We start from the raw sequence: 22,348 nt of genomic DNA, 5'->3' as shown, positions 1-22,348 counted from the left end.
CCAGGCCAGCGCGCTCTCGATGAGATCGGCGTATACCGGCAGGTCCAGCGCTTTCTTCACCAGGGTGGGGTTGGTCGTGCAGTCGACCGGCTTCAAGCGCTTGATCGCCTCATAGTCGCCGGTATCGGCAACCACCACGGACAGATCACGCAGCTGGGAGAGTTTGGACAGCGAAACGGTGCTCATTGCAACTCCTGGGACGAAACGGTGGAACCTGCGCGGATCGCAGCAGGCAGGATCAGGCGTGGGTCTGGTGATGGACGGCGGTCACCCGCAGGCGCAGCTTGCGCCCGCCCGGTGCCACCCAATCCATGGTCTGGCCGATCGACAGGCCAAGCAGGGCGGTGCCCACCGGTGCCAGGATGGATACCTTGCCCTGTTCAACATCGGCTTCACGCGGATAGACCAGCGTCAGAACGTGCTTCTCGTTCTGCAGCTCATCTTCGCACTCCACGCGCGAATGCATCATGACGGTGCCCTCGGGAACCTGGTCCGGCGCCACAACGGTCGCCCGGTTGAGTTCTTCAGCCAGGGCGATCCCGGCGGGGGTCTGGCTGACGGCGGGAGACTCGAGCATGGCGTCCAGGCGGTCCATGTCGTGACTTGAAACGATGATCGAAGGGGGCAGTCCGCTGGAAGTGGACATGGTGTAGCTCCTTGCGTTTGTGGAAGACCCATGCAAAAAGGCGGCGCCTGCTGGCACCGCCTCGTCCTATTGTGCTGACAATCGTAGACGGATGCGACCCGTCCGGGGGATCGGCCCCGCCGGACGGTTCAGTCCGGCTCAGCCTGCGCGGGCGCTGCGTGTCTCACCGTTGTCCGGGACATCGGTGGTCTCCAGCGCAAACAGGCCCTGGGGCAGTCGTTTGAACTGCTGGGCCAGCTGCTCCAGGAAGCCGGTCATCGCCGAACTGCGGCGCCAGGCCATCGCGATGCGGCGGCTGGGACGGTCATCGCCGCTGAAATCCAGCAGGCGGATGTTCTCCGAACGCGGCACCGGTGGTTTGACCGAGAGGGTTGGCAGCAGGGTGATGCCCACATCGGCGGCCACCATCTGCCGCAGCGTTTCCAGGCTGGTCGCGCGGAACTCCGACTTTTCGTTGGCGCCGAACAACCGGCAGACCGCCAACGCCTGGTCACGCAGGCAATGCCCGTCTTCGAGCAGCAGCAGCTTCTGCGAGGACAGCTCCTGCACATCCAGATGCTGGCGGCGCGCCAGCGGATGCTGCCCGGAGACTGCCAGCAGGAAGGGCTCCTCGAACAGGAACTCCGCGTGCAGCTGGTCATCGTCCAGCGGCAGCGCCAGCAACGCCGCATCCAGTTTGCCTTCGCGCAGGCGCGCCAGCAGCTCGTCGCTCTTTTCCTCCACCAGCAGCAGCTCCAGCTGCGGGAAGCGTTCGCGGATGTTGGGGATCACATGCGGCAGCAGGTACGGGCCCAGCGTGGGGAAAATGCCCAACCGCACCGTGCCGGCTTCCGGATCGCGGCTGCGCCGCGCGGCTTCCTTCATCTGCTCCACCTCGGCCACGATGGTGCGGGCACGCGCGGCCGCTTCCACCCCGGCCGGGGTCAGCATGACCTTGCGCGGTGCGCGTTCCACCAGCGGCAGACCCAGCTCGTCCTCGAGCTTGCGGATCTGGGTGGACAGGGTGGGTTGGCTGACGAAGCAGGCGGCGGCCGCCTTGCCGAAATGGCGGTGGTCGGCCAGCGCCACCAGATACTTCAAATCACGTAGGTTCATTTCCTTGGACCTCTCACGGCAATGGACCGGGTGATGGCGTGGCTACCCAGCAGACAGACAAGGTTCCCGGCGAACCGGGAACCGAAACGTTTCAGGCAGCTTCGGCGACAGCGCCGCTGCTCTTGGGAACGGAGGTGCGGATCAGGTGATCAAAGGCGCTCAGTGCCGCAGTGGAACCGGCGCCCATCGCGATGACGATCTGCTTGTACGGAACGGTTGTGCAATCGCCTGCGGCGAAGACACCCGGCACGCTGGTCTGGCCGCGGTCATCGATCAGGATCTCGCCACGCGGTGACAGCGCCACCGTGTCCTTCAACCATTCGGTATTCGGCAGAAGACCGATCTGCACGAAGATGCCTTCCAGTTCCACCCGGTGCGAATCGCCACCGACGCGGTCCTGGTAGACCAGGCCCGTCACTTTCTGGCCATCGCCCAGCACTTCCTGGGTCAGGGCGCTGGTGATGATGGTGACGTTGCCCAGGCTGCGCAGCTTCTTCTGCAGTACTTCATCGGCCCGCAGTTTGTCATCAAATTCCAGAAGGGTCACATGCGTCACAAGACCCGCCAGATCGATCGCCGCTTCCACGCCGGAGTTGCCACCGCCGATCACCGCCACGCGCTTGCCCTTGAACAACGGACCGTCGCAATGCGGGCAGTACGCCACGCCCTTGTTGCGGTACTGATCTTCGCCGGGCACGTTCATCTGGCGCCAGCGCGCACCGGTGGACAGGATCACCGAACGCGACTTCAGCGACGCGCCGTTCTCCAGTTTGATCTCGACCAGACCGTCATCGCCGGCGGGGACCAGCGCGGTGGCGCGCTGCAGGTTCATGATGTCCACCTCGTACTCGCGCACATGCTGTTCCAGCGCGGCGGCCAGCTTCGGACCTTCGGTCTCCTTGACGGAGATGAAGTTCTCGATCGCCATGGTGTCCAGCACCTGGCCACCGAAGCGTTCGGCCGCCACACCGGTGCGGATGCCCTTGCGTGCGGCATAGATCGCCGCGGCCGCGCCGGCCGGGCCACCGCCGACGACCAGCACATCGAAGGCCGCCTTGGCGCTGAGCTTCTCGGCATCGCGCTTGCTGCTGCCGGTGTCGAGCTTGGCCACGATCTGCTCCAGCGACATCCGACCCTGGTCGAACACCTCGCCGTTGAGGTACACGGTCGGCACGGACATGATCTGGCGCGCTTCGACCTCGGCCGGGAACAGGCCGCCGTCGATCGCGACGTGCTGGATGCGCGGGTTCAGCACCGCCGCCAGGTTCAGTGCCTGGACCACGTCCGGGCAGTTCTGGCAGGACAGCGAGAAATAGGTTTCGAAGCGGTACTCGCCCTCGAGATTGCGCACCTGCTCGATCAGCTCGGCGGTGGCCTTGGACGGGTGACCACCGACCTGCAGCAGGGCCAGCACCAGCGAGGTGAACTCATGGCCCATCGGCAGCCCGGCGAAGGCCAGGTGGATGTCCTGGCCCGGCGTGGTCAGCGCGAACGAGGGCGTGCGCTCGCTGCTGTCGCGACGCACGTCCAGGCGGATCTGCGTGGAGAGCGTGGTCAGCGTGTTCAGCAGCTCGAGCATTTCCTGCGACTTGGCGCCGTCATCCACGTGCGCCGTGATCTGGATCGGACGGGTGACACGTTCCAGATAGGTCTTCAGCTGGGACTGGAGGTTGGCATCCAACATCGAAAAACTCCTTGAATCAGGCAAGGGGGCAGCGTCGACGCACCCCGCGGGTGCATCTGCGCGACATGGGGGTGAACCGAAACCGGCGCGTGGGGCACCGGCTTGGGTTCACCCCCATCCCCGGCGGGCGGGGATGGGGATGAGGAGCGGCTTAGATCTTGCCGACCAGGTCCAGCGACGGGGTCAGGGTCTTTTCGCCTTCCTTCCACTTCGCCGGGCACACCTGGTTCGGGTTGGCGGCGGTGAACTGGGCAGCCTTCAGCTTGCGCAGGGTCTCGGAGACGTCACGGGCGATCTCGTTGGAGTGGATCTCCAGGGTCTTGATCACGCCTTCCGGGTTGATGATGAAGGTGCCGCGCAGGGCCAGGCCTTCTTCCGGAATGTGCACGCCGAAGGCGTTGGTCAGCTGGTGGGTCGGATCGCCGACCAGCGGGAACTGGGCCTTGCCGACGGCCGGCGAGGTTTCGTGCCACACCTTGTGCGAGAAGTGCGTGTCGGTGGTGACGATGTAGACCTCGGCGCCAGCCTTCTGGAACTCGGCGTAATGATCGGCGGCGTCTTCAATCTCGGTCGGGCAGTTGAAGGTGAACGCGGCCGGCATGAAGATCAGCACGGACCAGTGACCCTTCAGGGTGCTGTCGGAGACCTTGATGAACTCGCCGTTCTGGTAGGCGTTGGCTTCGAACGGCTGGATCTGGGTGTTGATGAGCGACATCGTTGTTCCTCTTGGTGAAGGGGGTGGGTGAAGCGACCAACACAGGTTAGCGGCTCCATTCCCATAAGGACAATCCATTGATTGCATCTATACGATAGCCATAGACTATCAAAGTGGTCTGATCCTGCGATGAAGGGTGAGGGCCAGATCCGTCAGAACCGTTGCAGCGCAATGACCAGCGCGCCGGGATGCGTGATCAGTGCAATAGCTTCTGCATATCCGTCGCGAGGGAAAGCTGAACGATCGCAGGCAACGCGGTGTCGATACGGCCCGATAGCAGCCGGAAATCGATAGTGCATATGCATGCATATGTGATTTGCCATGCCTTGATTCAATCATGCTGCCGGTCGCGGACGGCCGTCGCGCGCACCCGGGGCGCAGGGGCCGGTGCACTACACTGCGCGCCCCGATGCTGCTCCGTCCCGCCATGACCGCCACCCCGCCACATGTCCGCCAGCTGCTCGCCGATGCCGCCACCCGCCTGCCCGGCGCGGAAGGCCGGCACGAAGCGGAGCTGCTGTTGCTGCAGGTGCTGGAACGCGAGCGCAGCTGGCTGTTCGCGCATGCCACCGATCCGGTCGAGCCGGCGCAGGTGGCGGCGTTCGAGGCGCTGCTGGCCAAACGCCTGGCCGGTGAGCCGGTGGCGTACCTGCTGGGCCGCCGCGGCTTCTGGACCCTGGATCTGGAGGTCAGCCCCGCCACCCTGATCCCGCGCCCGGAGACCGAGCTGCTGGTCGAGCTGGCGCTGACACGGTTGCCCGAAGCTACCGCCTTGCGGGTCGCGGACCTTGGCACCGGCAGTGGCGCGATCGCGCTGGCGCTGGCCAGCGAACGCCCGCAGGCCCAGGTGGTCGCGACCGACCTCAGTGAGGCGGCCCTGGCGGTCGCGGCACGCAACGCGCAGCGCCACGCACTGGGCAACGTCAGCTTCCGGCAGGGCGCGTGGTACGCCCCGCTGACGGGTGAGCGCTTCGATCTGATCGCGACCAATCCACCGTACATCGCCAGCGACGACCCGCACCTGGCCCAGGGCGACCTGCGCTTTGAACCGGCCACCGCGCTGGCCTCCGGCCTTGATGGGCTGGACGACATCCGCCAGATCATCGACGGTGCGGCAGCGCACCTGCTTCCCGGCGGCTGGCTGCTGATCGAACACGGCTGGGACCAGGGCGAGGCGATCCGCGCGCTGCTGCGGGACGCCGGTTTCCAGTCGGTCGCCACCGAGCACGATCTGGAACAGCGTGACCGGGTGAGCCTGGGCTGTCTGCCCGCCTGAGTGCGTGCCGGCCCTGATGCGACCCCGGGGCTAGAATGACCTGTCCACCGGGCCGCCGCGCAGCGTGATGCGGCGACTGTCATTCCACATGGAGTTCCTGTCATGCGTACGCTGTATCCCGCCATCACCCCTTACGACGTCGGCACCCTGAAGGTCGATGACCGCCACACGCTGTACTTCGAGCAGTGCGGCAATCCCGACGGCAAGCCGGTGGTGATGCTGCACGGTGGCCCGGGCGGCGGCTGCAGCGACAAAATGCGCCAGTTCCACGACCCGGCCAAGTACCGGATCATCCTGTTCGACCAGCGCGGTGCCGGCCGCTCCACGCCGCACGCGGACCTGGTCGACAACACTACCTGGGACCTGGTCGCCGATATCGAGAAACTGCGCGAGCACCTCAAGGTGGAGCGCTGGCAGGTGTTCGGCGGCAGCTGGGGCTCGACGCTGGCGCTGGCCTACGCGCAGACCCACCCGCAGCGCGTGACCGAGCTGGTGCTGCGCGGCATCTTCATGCTGCGCCGCTGGGAGCTGGAGTGGTTCTACCAGGAAGGCGCCAACCGTCTGTTCCCGGATGCGTGGGAACACTACCTCAAGCCGATCCCGGCCGTGGAGCGCCACGACCTGATCTCCGCCTTCCACCGCCGCCTGACCAGCGACGATGAAGCCACCCGCCTGGCCGCGGCCAAGGCGTGGAGCGTGTGGGAAGGGGCGACCAGCTTCCTGCACGTGGACGACGACTTCGTGAACAGCCACCAGGACCCGCAGTTCGCGCTGGCCTTCGCCCGCATCGAGAACCACTACTTCGTCAACGGCGGCTTCTTCGAGGTGGAAGAACAGCTGCTGCGCGACGCGCACCGCATCGCCGATATCCCGGGCGTGATCGTGCACGGCCGCTACGACGTGGTCTGCCCGCTGCAGAGCGCGTGGGAGCTGCACAAGGCGTGGCCGAACTCGACGCTGGAGATCAGCCCGGCCTCGGGCCACTCCGCCTTCGAAGCCGAGAACGTCGACGCGCTGGTGCGCGCGACGGATCGGTTCGCGGGTTGATGGAGGCGTGCCGACCAACGGTCGGCACCTACCGGCTCACCCCCTGACGTCGCGCGGTGGATCACGGCCGTTGGTCGTGATGCGGCGGGTTACCAATCACCGCCCAACAACGCCTCCGCCAGCACCTGCAGCTTCGGCGAGGCCTGCCGTGAGGGTGGATAGACCAGCGACAGCACCCGGCTGCGGCCCTCGAAGGGCTGCAGCACCCGCTGCAGCCGCCCGTCGGCCAACGCATCGGCCACCGCGAAATCCATTACCTGCACGATGCCGATCCCGGCCAGCGCGCCTTCCACCAGCGGATCGCCGCTGTCGAACACCATCCGCGCCGGCGGCGTGAACTCGCGCAGCTGGCCCTCGGCCTCGCGGAACTGCCAATCCACCAGCCGCCCGCTGCGCAGATTGCGCACCGCCAGGCAGGCGTGATCGTGCAGCGCATCGACCGTGGCCGGTTCCCCGTGCTGCACGATGTAGGCGGGGGAGGCGACCGTGACCCAGTGCAACGGCCGCAGGGGCCGCGCCACCATGCGCACGTCGCTGATCGGCCCGGTGCGCAGTGCGGCATCGAAGCCTTCTTCGACCAGGTCGACCAGCCGGTCGTTGAGCACCAGCTCGAACTGCAGCTGCGGATGCGCCGCCATCAACTGCCCGGCCAGCGGCACCAGTACCTTGCGCCCGAACATCGAGGGCGCCGTCAGTTTCAACACGCCCGAGGGCGTGGAGGGGCGATCGCCCAGCCGGCGCTCAGCATCCTCCAGCCCACTCAGCAGCGGCGCGCAGTGCTCGACGAACTGGCGGCCATCCGGGGTCAGGCTGACGTTGCGGGTGTTGCGGTGGAGCAGTCGCACCCCCAGCGCGCTCTCCAGCCGGCTGATCGCCCGCGACAGCCCGGACTGGCTGATGCCCAGCTGCCCGGCGGCGACGGTGAAGCTGCGTGCGTCGGCCACCTGCACCAGCATGTGCACGGCGTTGAGGTCCATGGATTTCTCCGATTCATGCGGATATGCATGACAGATATCGAAGTATCCGGGTTTATTTCTGCAGCGTCATCAATGAGACTGCCCACCTTCTTACGCAGTACCGAGTCGGCATGACCTCCCCCCTGTCCCCCGCTGGCGCGCCGGCGCCCGCATTTCCGCGCCTGGCCCTGGCCTTGCTGGCCACCGCCCAGCTGATCATCGCGCTGGACTCCACGATCATCTTCGTGGCCCTGCACGAGATGGGCGCGCAGCTGCGCATCAATGCCCAGCAGCTGCAGTGGATCGTCAGCGGCTACACGGTGGCGTTCGGCGGGTGCCTGCTGCTTGGCGGCCGTGCGGCCGACCTGCTGGGTCGCCGCCGGGTCTATCGGCTGGGCATGGCGCTGTTCGCGCTGGCCTCGCTGGTCGGCGGGTTCAGCAACAGTGCGTGGTTGCTGATCGCGGCCCGCGCGGTGCAGGGCATCGGCGCGGCGTTGCTGTTCCCGGCCACGCTGGCGCTGATCAACACGATCTACGCCGAAGGTGCGCCGCGCAACCGCGCGCTGGCGATCTGGTCGATGGCCAGCGCCGGCGGCCTGGCCTTGGGCACGCTGCTCGGTGGCGTGCTGACCCAGAGCTTCGGCTGGGCCTCGGTCCTGCTGGTGATCGTGCCGTTCGCCGGCGGCTGCGCGCTGCTCGGCGGTTGGTGGCTGCCGCGCGATCCCGCGCCGCTGGCGGGCCGCTCGTTCGATCTGGCCGGCTGCCTCACCGTGACCCTCGGCGGCAGCCTGCTGGTGACCACCCTGGTGCAGGGTCCGGAGTGGGGCTGGCTGGCACCACGCACGCTGATCTGCCTGGTCGTGTCGGCAGTCATGCTGGCCGCCTTCGTGCAGATCGAACGCCGCAGCCGCGACCCGCTGATGCAGTTCGCGCTGCTGCGCCTGCGCAGTCTGCGTGCGGCGATGCTGCTGACGATGCTGTTCATGAGCAGCTACGGCGTGCAGTACTACTTCCTGGCGCTGTACTACCAGGATGGCTACGGCTGGAGCGCGCTGCAGGCGGGCCTGGCGTTCCTGCCGCCGACCCTGGTGTGCACGTTTGGCATCCGCATCGCCGAGCGCATGCTCGCGCAGCGTTCGCCGCGCCAGGTGCTGACGGTGGGCATGCTGGCCGGCGCGATCGGCATCGCCGCGGTCGCCGTCGCGCTGCCGTATGGCGCGACCTACTGGGCGCTGCTGCCGGGCATCGTGGTGCTCAGCCTCGGCCAGGGCATCACCTGGACGGCGATGTGGATCGTGGCCGGGCAGGGCGTGCCGGCCGCGCAGCAGGGCGTGGCCTCGGGCATGGCTGCCACGGCGCAGCAGATTGGCGGCGCGCTGGGCCTGGCGTTGCTGGTGATGTTGGCCAATGCGGGTCGTGGCAGCACCGGCGCCAGCAGTGAGGCGGCGCTGCAGGGCATGATCCATGCGCAGTACGGTGCGGCGTTGTTCGCGCTGCTGGGTGTGGGCGTGGCGCTGTGGCTGCGGCCGCAGCACGATGCGGCGACGCCGGCACCGGTGTGCGCGAGTGAAGGATAAGGCGATGACCAATCTGCTCAGTCTGGGCCAGACGCTTGAGGCGATCGCGGGATGCAGCAACGATCGGGAGGTGTGGGACCGGTATGGCTGGGTCTATGCCACCGACGGCGACGAACGTGATGCCGTGTTCTGGTTGTCCGACCATGACGCTGAGCATGACGACGCCCGCGTGGAAGCATTCGCCGCCCAGCATGCGCTGAGCACGTATCTGGAGGCCGCCACCTTCGCCGATGTGCTGGAGGTGCAGAAGCGCCAGCGTCCACTGTCCACACTGGACGACTACGCGCAGGCGCTGGCGTACTACAGCGAGTACGACGCGTTCGCGCAGGTGGCGGGCATCGATGAAGCCCTGGACCAGGCATCCGTGGAAGACCAGCAGGCCGCGCGTGTGCGCGGCGTGGGACCGGGGATCTTCGCCACGTTCGATCTGGCGCTGGTGCAGTGCCCGGCATCGATGGTGAAGGACGCTGCCCGCATCGTTGCAGCGGTGCTGGATGTTCCGGTGGGCCAGGAGCTGGCATGGTGCCGCGCCTTGCCGATGGACCTCGGGCGTGACCTGGAACGCATGCGCGCCGCTGCCATTGCCGCGCCGTTCCAGGCCGCCGGCATCGCGCTGGAAATACGGGGATACCGCGCGTTTCCGTGGATGGATACGCCGACCTTGGCGTGACCTGCGGCTGCCGGCCAGCGGCCGGCACTACCGGTACCGGTCGACAGTACGCCCTACACAGGCGGCAAGGCGTCCAGCTGCGGCTGCAGTGCAGTAAAGATGCGGGCCAAGCGCTGCGCCCACGCCGACTGCCCGGCGGCATCGGCAATCAGGTCCTGGCGGATCTCCAGCTCCACGTGCACCAGCCCGCGGCCTTCGCCATGCACCGGCACGGCATAGTCGCTGGTGCTGCTGACCGCGTAGGGCTGGTTGTCGCCCACCACCAGGTCGCCTTCCTCGCGCAGCGCCTGCAGCAGCGCAAGCGCAAAACGCGTGTCCCGGTGGTAAAGCACGCCGGCATGCCAAGGCCGCACAGCGTCGTTCATCACCGGGGTGAAGCTGTGCATCATCACCAGCAACGTCGGCCGGGCCTGCGCCTGGCGCGTGTCCAGCTCGGCGTCGATGCGTGCATGGTAGGGCGCATGGATCGCGTCGATGCGCTGCTGGCGCTGCAGCACGGACAGGCGCTGGTTGCCGGGAACCACGGTGAGATCGCTGACCGCCGGCATCAGCGTGGGCGAAGCCAGCGGCCGGTTGCAGTCGATCACCAGCCGCGAGTACGTCTGCGTGATCGCCCACGCATCGAGCAGGCGCGCCAGTTCCACGGTGACGCCGGCGATGCCGATGTCCCAGCCGATGTGACGGTCCAGCTCGGCCTGCGGCAGGCCAAGGTCGGCCAGTGCCGCCGGCACCCGCTGGCCGGCGTGGTCGGCGATCAGCAGATACGACGAGCGACCCTGCGCCTGATGCACGGTGAACGGTGCCGGGTCGGACGGCCCGAGCAGTGACGCACCCGTGTGCGGAGGGGCAAACGCATCAGCCACGCGGGGTGCCGTCCAGGTGGTGTTCGATCATCCACAGGCCAGCCCACAGCTTGGCGTCCAGCTCGTAACCCTGGCCCATTTTCTCGACCAGCCAGGCGGCGGCGCGGGCGCGCGGAATCTCGTGCACGGTGATGTCCTCGCTGGCATCGCCACCGCCCTCACCGACCTTGCGCAGGCCGGTGGCACGCACGAAGGCGATCTTTTCGCTGCTGGCCCCAGAGGAGGTCGGGCCGATCATCAGCACCTCGGCGTGGTCGGCGGTCCAGCCGGTTTCTTCCTCCAGCTCGCGCACGGCCGAGACCTCGATCGACTCGCCGGCATCGATGTCGCCAACCAGACCGGCCGGCATCTCGATGGTCCTGGCCTGCAGCGGGACGCGGAACTGTTCGACGAACAGCACCGTGTCGTCCGGGGTGACGGCGATGATGATCGCGGCCAGACCGCCGGCGTGGGTGCGCTCGCTGTACTCCCACGTGCCGCGCACGACCATGCGCTGGTACTTGCCTTCAAAAACGACCTTGGGGGCTTGCGTAGTGGGGCTCATGCGAACTCGCTGGCAATGGAAGAGGAATCGGACAGGCCGGCGGCGGTGAACAGGCGGCGCCGGGTCAACGGCCCGAACCGCAGTGCATCGCACAGGCCCTGCAGCATCTGTGCATCGGCCACGCCCCGGCTGAAATCGACGGCGGCACCGTCCAGCGGCGCATCCAGCGCGATGGTGGTCAGCTGGCGCCACAGCAGCGCATGCTCGCGCTGTTCGCGCAGCCGCACGGCCATCTGCGCCGCGCCGCGCAGGCGCAGGAAGGGCACTTCATCCAGACGCTCGTACAGCACGTCCAGGCTGCCGAAATGGGCCAGCAGCACCGCAGCGGATTTGGCGCCCACGCCGGTCACGCCGGGGATGTTGTCGACCGCATCACCGCACAGGGCCAGGTAATCGGCGATCTGGTGCGCATGCACGCCGTGGCGGGCTTTGACACCGGCCATGCCCCAGCGCTGATTGCGCGCGTAATCCCACTGTTCGTCATGCTCGAACAGCAGCTGCGAGAGGTCCTTGTCGGCGGAGATGATCACCCCGCGCATGCCGGCATCGCGGCGCGCGTGCAGGGCGCTGCCGATCAGGTCATCGGCCTCGTACTCGTGGTGGGCCAGCACCGCCAGGCCGAGCGCGGTGCACAGCGCCTTGCAGTGGGCGAACTGGCGGCGCAGCGCGTCCGGCGCGGGGTCGCGGTTGGCCTTGTAGGCCGCGTAGATCCGGTGCCGGAAGCAGCTGTCCAGGGCTTCATCGAAGGCGATGGCGATGTTGGCGGGGCGTTCGCGCTCGAGCAGGTCGAGCAGGAAGCGCGCGAAGCCGTGCACAGCATTGGTCGGCCAGCCCTGCTGATCCTGGAACTCATCGGGCATCGAATGCCACGCGCGGAACACGTACAGACTGGCGTCGACCAGGTACAGCGGCGCACGCAGCGGCGGGGGCGCCATGACGGGGCCGGCGGCAAGGGCGGACATCTCAGCCCTCCCAGTCCTGCAGCAGCGCGGCCGGATCCGGGCGCTCGCGTTCGGGAACCGCGGTCTTCGGCGTGCCGATATGGATGAAGCCGGCGATCTGCTCGCCCTCGGCCAGGCCCAGGTGGGCGTGCACGGACGGGTCGAAGGCCATCCAGGCGGTCAGCCACTGCGCGCCGAAGCCGAGCGCCTGCGCGGCCTGCAGCAGGGCGAAGCAGACGCAGCCGGCGGTCATCAGCTGTTCGGCCTCGGGCACCTTGGGGTTCGGGCGCGGGCTGGCGATGACGGTGATGATCAGCGGGGCATGGGAGAAACGCTGGCGGTCCTTGTCCAGCTGGGCCGGCGACACCTGGGGGTCGCGCTGGACGGCGCGCTCGGCCAGGAACGCACCCAGACTGTGACGCGCATCGCCGGTGATCCGCAGGAAACGGTAGGGCACCAGCTTGCCGTGGTCGGGCACGCGCACGGCCGAGCTCAGCATCCGCATCAGGGTCGCCGGGTCGGGGCCGGGCTCGCCGAGTTGCTTGGCGGGGACCGAACGGCGGGCGTCCAGGGCATGCAGCGCGGGGGGGACGGACATGGGCTCTCGATCTGGCTTCACGGTGCCCCGATTATAGTCGCGACCGTTTGTGACACGGCCTTGGGCGATCTCGGTGCAATTTGCGACAAAACGTGATGAACATCACCTAATCAGCGGACTTCCTTCACGTGGCTGTACTCGCTTCCGGGGCCTGCTGCGCTTACGATACAAAGCCTGCCGGGCCACCGGTAACGAGGTTTAAAGTGTCGACTGTTTCACTGTCTCTGACCGGTCGGCCGGCCTACCATCCGAACGTGGGCGCATGGGGTGCGCCGGCGATCGTTGTTTCCATGTTGTACTCAGTGCCTGCGAGGGTGGGGAGCCTTTTCGCATGATTGCCACGCCCAATGTAGGGGGGCACCCGGGCCGTGACCCGGCGTTGTTGACGATGGCCCGTGAGGCCGTGCTGCCGGGGCTGGTCGAGTCGTTCTCGACGGTGCTGGCGCGCTTCGACGACGTGCTGTTCGACCGTGCCGGTACCGCCGGCGCGTCGCAGTTGCTGTTCCTGGATGGTATGCGCGAGCTGCGCCGCCGCCGGGACGACATCGTGGCCGGCTTCCGCGCCCACCTGGCCCAGGCCTGGGAGGCGCTGGAGCGGGGCGAGCCGCTGTCGGCCGAAGCCACCCTGGCCGGCCAGATCGAGGATGGCCTGAGCCTGGTGCCCGAACACGTGCTGGAGTCCCGGTTGGCGGTGCGCAATTTCGCCACCGTGCTGCTGCGTGACTTCAAGCCGGTACTGTCACGTCTGGACCGCCGCCTGGGCATGATCGCCGGGGGGCTGGAACTGCAGGCCGATACCAATCCGATCAGCCCCGAGCACCTCGGTGTGGCGATCCACGAGGCCTTCGCCGATTGTGAACTGGCCCCGGAAGTGCGGCTGGTGCTCATCAAGTTGTGCGAGCGCGATCTGCAGCAGCCGATCGGCAAGCGTTACGAGTATCTGGATGAACAACTGGCCGCAGCGGGCGTGATGCCGCAGATGGCCGCGCGCCGGCCTGCCCCGCGCGCGCCATCGCCACCGCGCGAGGACCGCGATGCGTTCGAGGGTTTTGAGCCCGAGAGCAGCATGGGATCGGCGGGCGAAGAGGGCCACGCACCGGCCTGGGCCCGCCGCTTCGCCGACCGCTGGGCCGAGAGCCGTGGCCGCCTCCAGGGTGGCGGGCATGCCGCGCACGAGGGACATGGCGAGGGCGGTGACAGCCCTGGGGGCAACCAGGGCATGCTGCTCGATGCCCTGCATGAACTGCTGCAGCAGACCCGCCATGTGCGCGAGGACGCCACCTCGGCGGCCAGCGTCGCGGTCGGCCAGCAGCGGCCGCTGAGCCAGCGCGAAATGATGTCGGTGCTGTCACTGCTGCAGGCCACGCCCAGCGCGACCCTGCGCGCGGCGATCGGTGAAGACGGTGAGTCGCTGGCGCAGCGCCTGAAGAGCGAAGTGCTGTCCGGCGCGACCCGGCTCGGGGTCGATCCCGCGCAGGCGCGGCTGGACCCGCAGGACGAGGATGCGATCGATCTGGTCGGCATGCTGTTCGACGTGATGCTCGATGAGCGCGACCTGGAGGGCCGCTCGCGCGAGCTGATCGGCCGGCTGGTGGTGCCCTTCGTCAAGGTCGCCATGCTCGACCGCCGCATGTTCGTGCAGAAGACCCACCCGGCGCGCAAGCTGCTCAATTCGCTGGCCGAGGCCTGCGAAGGCAACACCGGCGAGAGCCAGGCCGAGCGCGTGCTGATGGGCAAGGTCGAGGAGATCATCGAGCGCCTGGTGGCCGAGTTCAACGAGAACCTGGCCATCTTCCTGACCCTGGAAGAAGAATTCCGCGAGTTCCTGACCCAGCACCGGCGCCGGATCGAGATCGCCGAGCGCCGTGCCGCCGAGACCCAGCGCGGCCAGGAAAAGCTCGAAATGGCGCGCCAGCGGGCCAGCACCGAACTGGACCGGCGGATTGGCGACACCACCTTGCCACAGGCGATCGGTGCATTTCTGCGCCAGCCGTGGCAGCACCACCTGACCCTGACCGTGCTGCGCGAAGGCGAAGACGGCGCCTCGGTCGGCGAGGCACTGAGCCTGGCCGATGGGATCCTGGATGAAGTGGCCGAGGCGCGCCGGCATATCGTCGGCAAGCCGTGGCTGCAGGCCTGGCACCCCGCGCTGCGCAAGGTATTCGCCAGCGTGGGTGTGCATGCCGACGCGGCGACCAGTGCCATCGATGCGCTGCACGACACGCTGCAGGGCATCGCCGAATCGCGCCCCGAGCTGGAACGCGCGCTGCCCGAGCTGCCGCAGGTGGCGTTGCCTTCGCCGCCGGCGCAGGAATCGGCGGCGGTGGAGTTGGGCAGCAAGGTGGATGTCAGCGATTTCGACAATGCCGACGCCGATCGCTTCCGCAGGCTGGAGATCGGCAGCTGGCTGGATTTCGTCGACAAGGACGGCAAGGTCCAGGCGGGCAAGCTGTCCTGGGTCAGTCCGATTTCCCAGCGCCTGCTGTTCGTCAACCGGCGCGGCGTGCGGTTCTGCGTGGCCTCGCCGGAAGAACTGGCGGTGATGGTGCGCCTGGGGCGTCTGCGCGCGCATATCGACGATGGGGCCTTCGACAGTGCCATGCAGGGCGTGATCGATCGCCTGGATACCAAGAACGCCACGGTGCATTGACCCCGGGGGCCACCCTGGCCTGACGATCAGGTTACGATCAGCCCACAATCCGCTGATCGTCGGGGACAGGCATGGCTGTCGAGGTGTTGGTGGTAAAGGAACATGCGCCGGGGGAACGGCGCGTGGCGATGACGCCGGAAACGGCGCGCAAGTTGATCGCGCTGGGGGCGAGCGTCGCATTCGAGCCCGGTGCCGGGGTGGCGGCGGGCTTCCCCGATGCGGTGTATCAGGACGTGGGCGCGCAGCCCGCCGATGACACCCGCCTGGCCCAGGCCGACCTCGTGCTGTGCGTGCAGCCCCCGTCCAATGACCGCCTTGCCCGGCTGAAAGCCGGTGCCAGCCTGATCGGCATGCTGCACCCGCAGGCCGACGCCGAGCGGGCGGGCCTGATCCAGTCGCGCGGCCTGCAGGCGTTTCCGCTGGAGCGCTTGCCGCGCACCACGCGGGCGCAATCGATGGACGTGCTCAGTTCGCAGGCCGGCATGGCCGGTTACAAAGCCACGTTGATCGCGGCCCAGCGTGCGCCGCGCTTCTTCCCGATGCTCACCACCGCCGCCGGCACGATCCGTCCGTCCAAGGTGCTGGTGGTCGGTGCGGGTGTGGCCGGCCTGCAGGCGATTGCTACCGCCCGCCGTCTCGGCGCGCAGGTGGAAGGCTTCGATGTGCGCCCGGAAACCCGTGAGCAGATCGAATCGCTGGGCGGCAAATTCCTGGATCTGGGCGTGAGCGCGGTCGGCGAAGGCGGCTATGCGCGCCCGCTGACCGATGAGGAACGTGCCGAACAGCAGCGTCGCCTTGGCGAGCATCTGCGCACGGTGGACGTGGTGATCTGCACTGCCGCCGTTCCCGGGCGGCCTGCGCCGAAGATCGTCAGCACCGCGATGGCGCGTGGCATGAAACCTGGCAGCGTGATCGTCGATCTCGCCGCGGAAACCGGCGGCAATTGCGAAGCCACCCAGCCGGGCGAAGTAGTGGATCTGGACGGCGTGGTCATCGATGGCCCGCTCAACCTGGCCAGCCAGGGCGCGGTGCATGCCAGCGAGATGTACGCCCGCAACGTCTACAACTTCGTTGCGCTGTTCCTGAAAGACGGCGCGGTCAGCTTCGACTGGGACGACGAACTGCTCGCGAAAACCCGCTGGGTCGCCGCCTGAAACAACAGGGACGGAGGTAGTTAATCATCCCCTCCGTCCCCGTTAACGGCTCAGCGCTTCGGCGGCGGTGGCGGTGGCGGCGCAGGGTTGGCCTTGAGCCAGGCCTTGCGTTCATCCGGGGTCATCCGCGCCCAGCGGTCGCGCAGCGCCTGCCGTTGCTCAGGGCTCATGCTGCGCATCTGACCAAACAGTGCGCGCGCCTGTTCGCGTTGCTCCGGCGTCATGTTCTCGAAACGGTGGCGGCCCCGCTGCGCCTGCGCGCGTTGTTCCGGGGTCATGGTCAGCCAGCGCTGGCCGTGCTGCAGCATGCGTTCGCGTTGCGGCGCCGGCGCGTCGTTCCAGCGGTCACGCACGGGCGCGATCAACGCCTCACGCTGCTGCGGGCTCAATGTGTCCCAGTCCGGCAGCGGGGCGGTCTGGGCCCAGCCGGCCGCACTCAGCGTCAGCAATACCAGCCCGAGGGACAGTCGCAGTTTCATCATCACTCCATTGCCAGGTCGGTACTGCCCAGCCACACATACAGATCGGGATTTTCGTCGAGAACGTCGCTGCCGTCATCGGCTGCGCTCGCCACGACCGGTGCCGGCGGGGCGGTCGATTCGCCGAGGAGGAAACTGTAGCCCAACGCGAGCGCGACCACCGCCGAACAGGCGGTGGCCATCCACCAGGACGGCACATGCCGCTTGGCGGGCGAGGCGCCATGACGCGCGCTGCGCAACCGCGCCAGCGTGGCCGGCGAGAGCGTATCCAGCGCCTGCGCGTGCAGCTGCCGCAGGGCGGCATCGTCATGCATCGAAGGGGGTAGGGGGCGGTTCACAGGGCGATCTCCAAAGACTGCTGCAGCGCCTGGCGGGCGCGCGAAAGATGGGTTTTGACCGCGCCTTCGCTGCAGCCCATGGCCTTGGCCGTGGTGGCGCCGTCCAGGTCCTGCAGCACGCGCAGGGTGAAAGCCTCGCGCTGGCGCGCAGGCAACTCCCGCAGCGCCTGCACCAGTTGTGCGTACTGATCACGCTGCTCATGGGCCTGGGCCGGGCCGGGCGCCTGGTCGGCCCAGTCGATGTCATGGTCGCCGCCGGCCTCGTCGCTGCTGCGCCAGAACTTCAGGCGGAAGCCACGGCGGCGCTGCAGATCCACGACGCGGCGGCGCAGGATGCTCCAGAACAGCGGGGCCCACTCGGCGGCAGGTTTGTCGCGGTAGCCGAGCATCTTCAACATGCTGTCCTGCACCGCATCCAGCGCGTCGTCGCGCTGGCGCAGGCCGGCCTCGGCGAAGCGGAACGCGCGCGGGCCGATGCCGGCCAGGAAGGCATCCAGCGACACCGGCAGCGCCACCTCGGCAGGCGCGGGCAGGTCGGCATCCGTCGACGGTAGGGGAGAGCTCACCAGCACAGGGTAGCGGTCCGGCAGGGGGATACCGTGAGAACGCCCCAGGGCGGCCGCGGTTGACCGGCCCGCCCGATTGGTTCAGCGCATGGTTATGATGCAGGGGACGGGATGACCGCCTGGGAGAGTGACTGCAATGAGCGACGGGTTCGTGGCGTTGTATATCTTCATGCTGGCCGCCATTGCCGGCCACGTGATCATTTCGCGGGTGCCGGTGATCCTGCATACCCCTTTGATGTCCGGCTCCAACTTCATCCACGGCATCGTGCTGATCGGCGCGATGGTGGTGCTGGGGCACGCGCAGACCCCACTGGAAAAGATCATCGGTTTCGTTGCCGTGGTGCTCGGCGCGGGCAACGCGGCCGGCGGCTACGTGGTGACCGAACGCATGCTCGACATGTTCAAGCCCAGCGCCAAGCGCGACGCCGGGGAGAAGGCGCCTTGAACGTGACCACCGCGCAACTGCTGCAGTGGCTGGTCCAGGTGAGCTATCTGGTGGCCGCGACCCTGTTCCTGCTCGGGCTGCAGCGCATGGCCTCGCCGATGACCGCGCGCAGCGGTATCCGCTGGGCCGGGCTGGGCATGTTGATCGCCACGGTGGCGACGTTCTTCCTGCCCGAGCTGCACAACATCCCGCTGATCCTGGCGGCGGTGGCGATCGGCACCGGCGTGGCCTGGTGGTCGGCCAAGCGCGTGGCGATCACCGACATGCCGCAGATGGTGGCGCTCTACAACGGCATGGGCGGTGGCTCGGCGGCGGCGATCGGTGCGGTCGAACTGCTGCGCTTCTCGTTCCTGACCAACCGCGATACCACCCATTGGAGCGAGCAGGCGCTGGCCGACCTCGCCGCGCGCCAGCCGTCGGCCACCGTGCTGGCGCTGGCCGTGATCGGTTCGGCGATCGGCGCGGTCTCGCTGTCCGGCTCGATCATCGCCTGGGCCAAACTCGATGGTCGGCTCGACCGACGCGTCACCTTCCCGGGGCAGCAGGCGTTCAACCTGCTGATCGCGCTGGCGATGGTGGTGCTGGGCATCTGGGCGGCGGTGACGCTGAGCCCGGTGGCGATCATCAGCTTCTTCGTGGTCGCGCTCGCACTCGGCGTGCTGATGACGCTGCCGATCGGGGGCGCCGACATGCCGGTGGTGATCTCGTTGTACAACGCGTTCACCGGCCTGGCGGTGGCCTTCGAGGGTTACGTGCTCGGCAACGAGGCCTTGATCATCGCCGGCATGATGGTCGGCGCGGCCGGCATCCTGCTCACACGCCTGATGGCCAAGGCGATGAACCGGCCGATCAGCGGCGTGCTGTTCTCCAACTTCGGCGGCGGCGGGGTCGCGCAGGAAATCAGCGGCGCGCAGAAGCCGATCGAGGCCAGCGACGTGGCCGCTATGCTGGCCTTCGCCGAGCGCGTGGTGATCGTGCCCGGCTACGGCATGGCCGTGGCCCAGGCGCAGCACAAGGTGTGGGAGTTGGCGCAGCGGTTGATCGATCGCGGCATCAAGGTGAAGTTCGCGATCCACCCGGTGGCCGGGCGCATGCCGGGGCACATGAACGTGCTGCTGGCCGAAGCGGGCGTGCCCTACGACCTGATCGCCGACATGGACGACATCAACCCGGAATTCCCGAACACCGACGTGGTGCTGGTGATCGGCGCCAACGACGTGGTCAATCCGGTGGCGCGCACCGACCCGGCCAGCCCGATCTACGGGATGCCGATCCTGGACGTGGTCAACGCCCGCAACGTGGTGGTGATCAAGCGCGGCAAGGGCACCGGCTTTGCCGGCATCGAAAATGCGCTGTTCTATGCCGACAACGCCCGGATGCTGTACGGCGATGGTGCCGGTGCGGCGAGCGCGCTGGTGAGCGAACTGAAGGCGCTCGACGGCGGGCATTGAGGCGCGGATGCAAGGGTCACGACCAACGGTCGTGACCTACCGGCGACCCCGGGTCTACGGCGACACCGGATCCACGGCGACCCCGGATCTGCGGCGACACTGGACCTGCGGTAGTGCCGGCCGCTGGCCGGCTCAACGCGATGCCTGAATGCCAGCGCGTTGCCGTTCTGATGTCATGAGGAGCCGGCCAGCGGCCGGCACTACCGATGGCATGCGGCGGCGGGGTGCAGGGGGCGTTACCTCGCCACCCACCAGCCCACGACCAGCGCCACGCCCAGCCACAGCCATTCCACGGCGCCATTGGCCAGGCCGCTCAGGGTCCAGGCCAGATAGGGCCCCATGCGCAACGCTGATTCCCACGGGGTGAGCCCCATCGCGCCGCCGAGGTAGGCCGAGGCGATCCCCCAGTTGGCTGCCAGCGCCACCAGCACGGTGGCCAGCAGGGTCAGCACCACCCGGGCGGTACCGGCGCGCAGGGTCCCCAGACGCAGCATGAAGGCGATCTCCAACGCCGCCAGAACCGCCATCCAGCCGGCCTGGCGGCCGGTGAGTAGGGCGATGAACAACCAGGCCAGCACGGCCGTGACGACACCAAGCAGAAACAGCGGGGGCCAGAGCCAGTGGCGGCTCCGGACAGGCACGGACGTGGGCGACATGCAATCTTCCTGTAAGTCCCCACAGGATACCGGCTTGCGCGGTGACCGGCGCGTGGGCGGCCACTGGGCTAAAATGGTCGCCTTGCGGGAATTGGCCGCGACCCCCATATCGATCCACATGTATTCCCGTAGCAGTGAACCTGTCCACTTCGAACGCGACTGCGAGGCCGTCATGGTCCCGCAGGGCGAAACGGTCACGCTGCCCGCTGGCAGCTATGGCTATATCACCCAGGCCCTGGGTGGCAGCTATACCGTCTTTGTCGAAGGCAATCTGTTCCGCATCGCCGGCAAGGATGGCGATGCCATCGGCAAGGAGGCGCCTCCGGCGCTGGAGCTGCCCGCCGATGCCTCCGACGAGGAGGTCGAAAAACTGGTGTGGCAGCAGCTGCGGACCTGTTTCGATCCGGAAATCCCGTTCAACATCGTCGATCTGGGCCTGGTCTATGAAGTGGACCTCAAGCACCTGGACGACGGCCAGCGCGAGGTCGAGATCAAGATGACCCTGACCGCCCCCGGCTGCGGCATGGGCGAGATCCTCGTCGATGACGTGCGCAGCAAGCTGGAAATGATCCCGACGGTGGCCGAGGCCGACGTCGAGCTGGTGTTCGACCCGCCGTGGGGCCGCCACATGATGTCCGAGGCCGCCCGGCTCGAAACCGGCATGCTGTAACCGCCCATCGCCAGCCGGCGTCACGGCGTTCCCCGTAACCAGAACAGGAAATATCCGGTGTCCCAGTCTTCCGTGAGCTTCAACACCACCCGTTCCGCCCAGCCGCGCAGCAGCGAGGAGCGTGAGCGCATCCTGGCCGCCCCCGGTTTTGGTCTGCACTTCACCGATCACATGGTGGAAGTGCGTTGGGACAAGGACACCGGCTGGCACGATGCCGTGGTGCGCCCGTACGGCCCGCTGCAGCTGGACCCGGCCGCCGCGGTGCTGCATTACGGCCAGGAAATCTTCGAAGGCATCAAGGCCTACCGCCACGCCGACGGCTCGATCTGGACCTTCCGTCCGGAGGCCAACGGCCGCCGCCTGCAGCGTTCGGCCCAGCGCCTGGCGCTGCCGGAACTGCCGGTGGACATCTTCGTTGAATCGCTCAAGCAGATGATTGCGGTGGACGCGTCGTGGGTGCCGTCGGCCGACGAATCCAGCCTGTATTTCCGTCCCTTCATGATCGGCGATGAAGCCTTCCTCGGCGTGCGCGGCGCGCACAAGGCCGGCTACTACGTGATCGCCAGTCCGGCCGGCCCGTACTTCGCCAAGGGCGTGGCCCCGGTGTCGATCTGGCTGTCCACCGACTATGCACGCGCGGGCAAGGGCGGCACCGGCGCGGCCAAGTGCGGTGGCAACTACGCCGCCTCGCTGCTGCCGCAGCAGAAGGCGCAGGCACAGGGCTGCTCGCAGGTGCTGTTCCTGGATCCGGTCGAGGGCAAGTACCTGGAAGAACTGGGTGGCATGAACGTGTTCCTGGTCTACAAGGACGGCACCCTGGTGACCCCGTCGCTGTCGGGCAGCATCCTGGAAGGCATCACCCGCGAAAGCATCCTGCAGCTGGCGCGCGACCGCGGCATGAAGGTCGAAGAGCGCAAGGTCACCCTTGATGAGTGGAAGGACGGCGTGAGCTCCGGCGAGATCGTGGAAGCGTTCGCCTGCGGCACCGCTGCGGTGGTCACCCCGATCGGCCAGCTCAAGGGCGAAGGCTTCTCGGTGGGCGACATCAACGCCCCAGCCGGCGAAGTGACGATGTCGCTGCGCAAGGAGCTGACCGACATCCAGTACGGCCGCCTGCCGGACCGTCATGGCTGGCTGGTCCGCCTGGACGCCTGAGTCCTCCGGGTCTGAGCTGAAGCATTGAAACCCGCCTGGCGACAGGCGGGTTTTTTGTTGCCGGTTCGGCACCGCGCCAGTGGTGCTCCCCACGACCGTCGGCGCAGCGTTCGCAATCGGTAGTGCCGGGCGCGGGGCGCGGCGGGGGCCGGGGGGGGCCGGGGCCCCCGCC

The 22,348-nt window shown here is 67.8% G+C and carries 24 protein-coding genes; 10 read left to right on the top strand and 14 right to left on the bottom strand.

Annotation, left to right across the window (positions count from 1 at the left end; translation table 11 throughout):
* The 5 genes from ABE571_RS18380 to ahpC all read right to left on the bottom strand — a co-directional run.
* Window positions 1-186: transaldolase family protein (locus ABE571_RS18380; RefSeq protein WP_346464502.1), on the bottom strand; the 186-nt coding region annotated here is incomplete at its 3' end.
* 52 nt (window positions 187-238) lie between these two features.
* Window positions 239-646 carry a nucleoside diphosphate kinase regulator gene (gene rnk / locus ABE571_RS18375; RefSeq protein ID WP_313212183.1) on the bottom strand — a complete coding sequence of 136 codons (408 nt, stop codon included), beginning with the start codon at window positions 644-646 and terminating at the stop codon, window positions 239-241.
* Window positions 647-784: 138 nt separating this feature from the next.
* Window positions 785-1,741, bottom strand: a complete 957-nt coding sequence (oxyR, locus tag ABE571_RS18370; protein ID WP_313212184.1) for a DNA-binding transcriptional regulator OxyR — start codon at window positions 1,739-1,741, stop codon at window positions 785-787.
* 91 nt (window positions 1,742-1,832) lie between these two features.
* The gene (gene ahpF, locus ABE571_RS18365) at window positions 1,833-3,425 is read right to left on the bottom strand and encodes an alkyl hydroperoxide reductase subunit F (protein WP_313212185.1); all 1,593 of its coding nucleotides are present in this window, start codon (window positions 3,423-3,425) and stop codon (window positions 1,833-1,835) included.
* A gap of 151 nt (window positions 3,426-3,576) precedes the next feature.
* The gene (gene ahpC / locus ABE571_RS18360) at window positions 3,577-4,140 is read right to left on the bottom strand and encodes an alkyl hydroperoxide reductase subunit C (protein ID WP_121044636.1); all 564 of its coding nucleotides are present in this window, start codon (window positions 4,138-4,140) and stop codon (window positions 3,577-3,579) included.
* A 427-nt stretch (window positions 4,141-4,567) separates the two neighbouring features.
* On the opposite strand from ahpC, the gene prmC reads away from it, so the two are divergent.
* Window positions 4,568-5,416: a peptide chain release factor N(5)-glutamine methyltransferase gene (gene prmC, locus ABE571_RS18355; RefSeq protein WP_346494351.1), complete on the top strand. Its 849-nt coding sequence runs from the start codon at window positions 4,568-4,570 to the stop codon at window positions 5,414-5,416.
* Window positions 5,417-5,518: 102 nt separating this feature from the next.
* Window positions 5,519-6,463 carry a prolyl aminopeptidase gene (gene pip, locus ABE571_RS18350; RefSeq protein WP_313212186.1) on the top strand — a complete coding sequence of 315 codons (945 nt, stop codon included), beginning with the start codon at window positions 5,519-5,521 and terminating at the stop codon, window positions 6,461-6,463.
* 89 nt (window positions 6,464-6,552) lie between these two features.
* On the opposite strand, the gene ABE571_RS18345 is transcribed toward pip, so the two are convergent.
* A complete protein-coding gene (locus tag ABE571_RS18345) occupies window positions 6,553-7,440 on the bottom strand; it encodes a LysR family transcriptional regulator (protein ID WP_346464505.1) in 888 nt (295 codons plus the stop codon).
* Window positions 7,441-7,550: 110 nt separating this feature from the next.
* On the opposite strand from ABE571_RS18345, the gene ABE571_RS18340 reads away from it, so the two are divergent.
* The gene (locus ABE571_RS18340) at window positions 7,551-8,996 is read left to right on the top strand and encodes an MFS transporter (RefSeq protein ID WP_313212189.1); all 1,446 of its coding nucleotides are present in this window, start codon (window positions 7,551-7,553) and stop codon (window positions 8,994-8,996) included.
* A 4-nt stretch (window positions 8,997-9,000) separates the two neighbouring features.
* Window positions 9,001-9,666, top strand: a complete 666-nt coding sequence (locus tag ABE571_RS18335) for a hypothetical protein (RefSeq protein WP_346494348.1) — start codon at window positions 9,001-9,003, stop codon at window positions 9,664-9,666.
* 53 nt (window positions 9,667-9,719) lie between these two features.
* On the opposite strand, the gene ABE571_RS18330 is transcribed toward ABE571_RS18335, so the two are convergent.
* From ABE571_RS18330 to ABE571_RS18315, 4 genes are read right to left on the bottom strand one after another with little or no spacing between them, the layout of a single operon-like run.
* The gene (locus ABE571_RS18330; RefSeq protein ID WP_346464508.1) at window positions 9,720-10,529 is read right to left on the bottom strand and encodes an N-formylglutamate amidohydrolase; all 810 of its coding nucleotides are present in this window, start codon (window positions 10,527-10,529) and stop codon (window positions 9,720-9,722) included.
* Window positions 10,522-11,073: an NUDIX hydrolase gene (locus ABE571_RS18325; RefSeq protein WP_313212192.1), complete on the bottom strand. Its 552-nt coding sequence runs from the start codon at window positions 11,071-11,073 to the stop codon at window positions 10,522-10,524. Before ABE571_RS18325 ends, ABE571_RS18330 begins: the two co-directional genes overlap by 8 nt.
* The gene (locus tag ABE571_RS18320) at window positions 11,070-12,035 is read right to left on the bottom strand and encodes a 5'-3' exonuclease H3TH domain-containing protein (protein ID WP_313212194.1); all 966 of its coding nucleotides are present in this window, start codon (window positions 12,033-12,035) and stop codon (window positions 11,070-11,072) included. Before ABE571_RS18320 ends, ABE571_RS18325 begins: the two co-directional genes overlap by 4 nt.
* Window position 12,036: 1 nt before the next feature.
* Window positions 12,037-12,612 (bottom strand): nitroreductase, encoded by a 576-nt coding sequence (locus tag ABE571_RS18315; RefSeq protein WP_313212195.1) that lies wholly within the window; start codon window positions 12,610-12,612, stop codon window positions 12,037-12,039.
* Window positions 12,613-12,943: 331 nt separating this feature from the next.
* Here ABE571_RS18315 and ABE571_RS18310 point away from each other — a divergent pair, with 331 nt between their 5' ends.
* Together ABE571_RS18310 and ABE571_RS18305 are read left to right on the top strand one after the other, a co-directional pair.
* Window positions 12,944-15,262, top strand: coding sequence for a DUF1631 domain-containing protein (locus ABE571_RS18310; RefSeq protein ID WP_346494346.1), 2,319 nt, complete (start codon window positions 12,944-12,946; stop codon window positions 15,260-15,262).
* Window positions 15,263-15,333: 71 nt separating this feature from the next.
* On the top strand, window positions 15,334-16,416 hold the full coding sequence (locus ABE571_RS18305) for an NAD(P) transhydrogenase subunit alpha (RefSeq protein ID WP_313212197.1): 1,083 nt from the start codon (window positions 15,334-15,336) through the stop codon (window positions 16,414-16,416).
* Between the two features lie 50 nt (window positions 16,417-16,466).
* Here the strand turns inward: ABE571_RS18305 and ABE571_RS18300 are convergent, their stop codons facing one another.
* Genes ABE571_RS18300 through ABE571_RS18290 form a run of 3 tightly spaced genes read right to left on the bottom strand, consistent with a single transcriptional unit; the run spans window position 16,467 to window position 17,805 of the window.
* Window positions 16,467-16,898 carry a DUF3106 domain-containing protein gene (locus tag ABE571_RS18300; protein WP_346464511.1) on the bottom strand — a complete coding sequence of 144 codons (432 nt, stop codon included), beginning with the start codon at window positions 16,896-16,898 and terminating at the stop codon, window positions 16,467-16,469.
* On the bottom strand, window positions 16,898-17,209 hold the full coding sequence (locus tag ABE571_RS18295) for a hypothetical protein (RefSeq protein WP_313219141.1): 312 nt from the start codon (window positions 17,207-17,209) through the stop codon (window positions 16,898-16,900). Before ABE571_RS18295 ends, ABE571_RS18300 begins: the two co-directional genes overlap by 1 nt.
* Before the next feature lie 20 nt (window positions 17,210-17,229).
* On the bottom strand, window positions 17,230-17,805 hold the full coding sequence (locus tag ABE571_RS18290) for an RNA polymerase sigma factor (protein WP_313212200.1): 576 nt from the start codon (window positions 17,803-17,805) through the stop codon (window positions 17,230-17,232).
* A gap of 130 nt (window positions 17,806-17,935) precedes the next feature.
* On the opposite strand from ABE571_RS18290, the gene ABE571_RS18285 reads away from it, so the two are divergent.
* Together ABE571_RS18285 and ABE571_RS18280 are read left to right on the top strand one after the other, a co-directional pair.
* Complete coding sequence (locus ABE571_RS18285; RefSeq protein ID WP_136003750.1) at window positions 17,936-18,244, top strand: NAD(P) transhydrogenase subunit alpha; 309 nt, start codon at window positions 17,936-17,938, stop codon at window positions 18,242-18,244.
* Window positions 18,241-19,695 carry an NAD(P)(+) transhydrogenase (Re/Si-specific) subunit beta gene (locus ABE571_RS18280; protein WP_346482142.1) on the top strand — a complete coding sequence of 485 codons (1,455 nt, stop codon included), beginning with the start codon at window positions 18,241-18,243 and terminating at the stop codon, window positions 19,693-19,695. The genes ABE571_RS18285 and ABE571_RS18280 overlap by 4 nt, the downstream gene beginning before the upstream one ends.
* Window positions 19,696-19,931: 236 nt before the next feature.
* Here ABE571_RS18280 and ABE571_RS18275 read toward each other — a convergent pair whose 3' ends face one another.
* Window positions 19,932-20,351 (bottom strand): hypothetical protein, encoded by a 420-nt coding sequence (locus ABE571_RS18275; RefSeq protein ID WP_121044590.1) that lies wholly within the window; start codon window positions 20,349-20,351, stop codon window positions 19,932-19,934.
* 118 nt (window positions 20,352-20,469) lie between these two features.
* Between ABE571_RS18275 and sufT the strand changes: the two genes are divergently transcribed.
* Entirely contained in the window at window positions 20,470-21,021 is a 552-nt protein-coding gene (gene sufT / locus ABE571_RS18270) for a putative Fe-S cluster assembly protein SufT (RefSeq protein WP_313212203.1), read from the top strand.
* Between the two features lie 57 nt (window positions 21,022-21,078).
* Window positions 21,079-22,176 (top strand): branched-chain amino acid aminotransferase, encoded by a 1,098-nt coding sequence (locus ABE571_RS18265; RefSeq protein ID WP_313212204.1) that lies wholly within the window; start codon window positions 21,079-21,081, stop codon window positions 22,174-22,176.
* Window positions 22,177-22,348: the final 172 nt, after the last annotated feature.

The sequence above is a fragment of the Stenotrophomonas sp. TWI273 genome (assembly GCF_039674765.1).
Lineage (GTDB): Bacteria > Pseudomonadota > Gammaproteobacteria > Xanthomonadales > Xanthomonadaceae > Stenotrophomonas.
The sequence above is the reverse complement of the archived record's forward strand: the minus strand, read 5'-3'. Positions and strand labels throughout refer to the sequence as shown.

Coding starts and splice junctions, on each gene's coding strand:
- rnk (WP_313212183.1), bottom strand. CDS start 646: ATGTCCACTTCCAGCGGACTGCCCCCTTCGATCATCGTTTCAAGTCAC.
- oxyR (WP_313212184.1), bottom strand. CDS start 1,741: ATGAACCTACGTGATTTGAAGTATCTGGTGGCGCTGGCCGACCACCGC.
- ahpF (WP_313212185.1), bottom strand. CDS start 3,425: ATGTTGGATGCCAACCTCCAGTCCCAGCTGAAGACCTATCTGGAACGT.
- ahpC (WP_121044636.1), bottom strand. CDS start 4,140: ATGTCGCTCATCAACACCCAGATCCAGCCGTTCGAAGCCAACGCCTAC.
- prmC (WP_346494351.1), top strand. CDS start 4,568: ATGACCGCCACCCCGCCACATGTCCGCCAGCTGCTCGCCGATGCCGCC.
- pip (WP_313212186.1), top strand. CDS start 5,519: ATGCGTACGCTGTATCCCGCCATCACCCCTTACGACGTCGGCACCCTG.
- ABE571_RS18345 (WP_346464505.1), bottom strand. CDS start 7,440: ATGGACCTCAACGCCGTGCACATGCTGGTGCAGGTGGCCGACGCACGC.
- ABE571_RS18340 (WP_313212189.1), top strand. CDS start 7,551: ATGACCTCCCCCCTGTCCCCCGCTGGCGCGCCGGCGCCCGCATTTCCG.
- ABE571_RS18335 (WP_346494348.1), top strand. CDS start 9,001: ATGACCAATCTGCTCAGTCTGGGCCAGACGCTTGAGGCGATCGCGGGA.
- ABE571_RS18325 (WP_313212192.1), bottom strand. CDS start 11,073: ATGAGCCCCACTACGCAAGCCCCCAAGGTCGTTTTTGAAGGCAAGTAC.
- ABE571_RS18320 (WP_313212194.1), bottom strand. CDS start 12,035: ATGTCCGCCCTTGCCGCCGGCCCCGTCATGGCGCCCCCGCCGCTGCGT.
- ABE571_RS18315 (WP_313212195.1), bottom strand. CDS start 12,612: ATGTCCGTCCCCCCCGCGCTGCATGCCCTGGACGCCCGCCGTTCGGTC.
- ABE571_RS18310 (WP_346494346.1), top strand. CDS start 12,944: ATGATTGCCACGCCCAATGTAGGGGGGCACCCGGGCCGTGACCCGGCG.
- ABE571_RS18305 (WP_313212197.1), top strand. CDS start 15,334: ATGGCTGTCGAGGTGTTGGTGGTAAAGGAACATGCGCCGGGGGAACGG.
- ABE571_RS18300 (WP_346464511.1), bottom strand. CDS start 16,898: ATGATGAAACTGCGACTGTCCCTCGGGCTGGTATTGCTGACGCTGAGT.
- ABE571_RS18295 (WP_313219141.1), bottom strand. CDS start 17,209: ATGCATGACGATGCCGCCCTGCGGCAGCTGCACGCGCAGGCGCTGGAT.
- ABE571_RS18285 (WP_136003750.1), top strand. CDS start 17,936: ATGAGCGACGGGTTCGTGGCGTTGTATATCTTCATGCTGGCCGCCATT.
- ABE571_RS18275 (WP_121044590.1), bottom strand. CDS start 20,351: ATGTCGCCCACGTCCGTGCCTGTCCGGAGCCGCCACTGGCTCTGGCCC.
- sufT (WP_313212203.1), top strand. CDS start 20,470: ATGTATTCCCGTAGCAGTGAACCTGTCCACTTCGAACGCGACTGCGAG.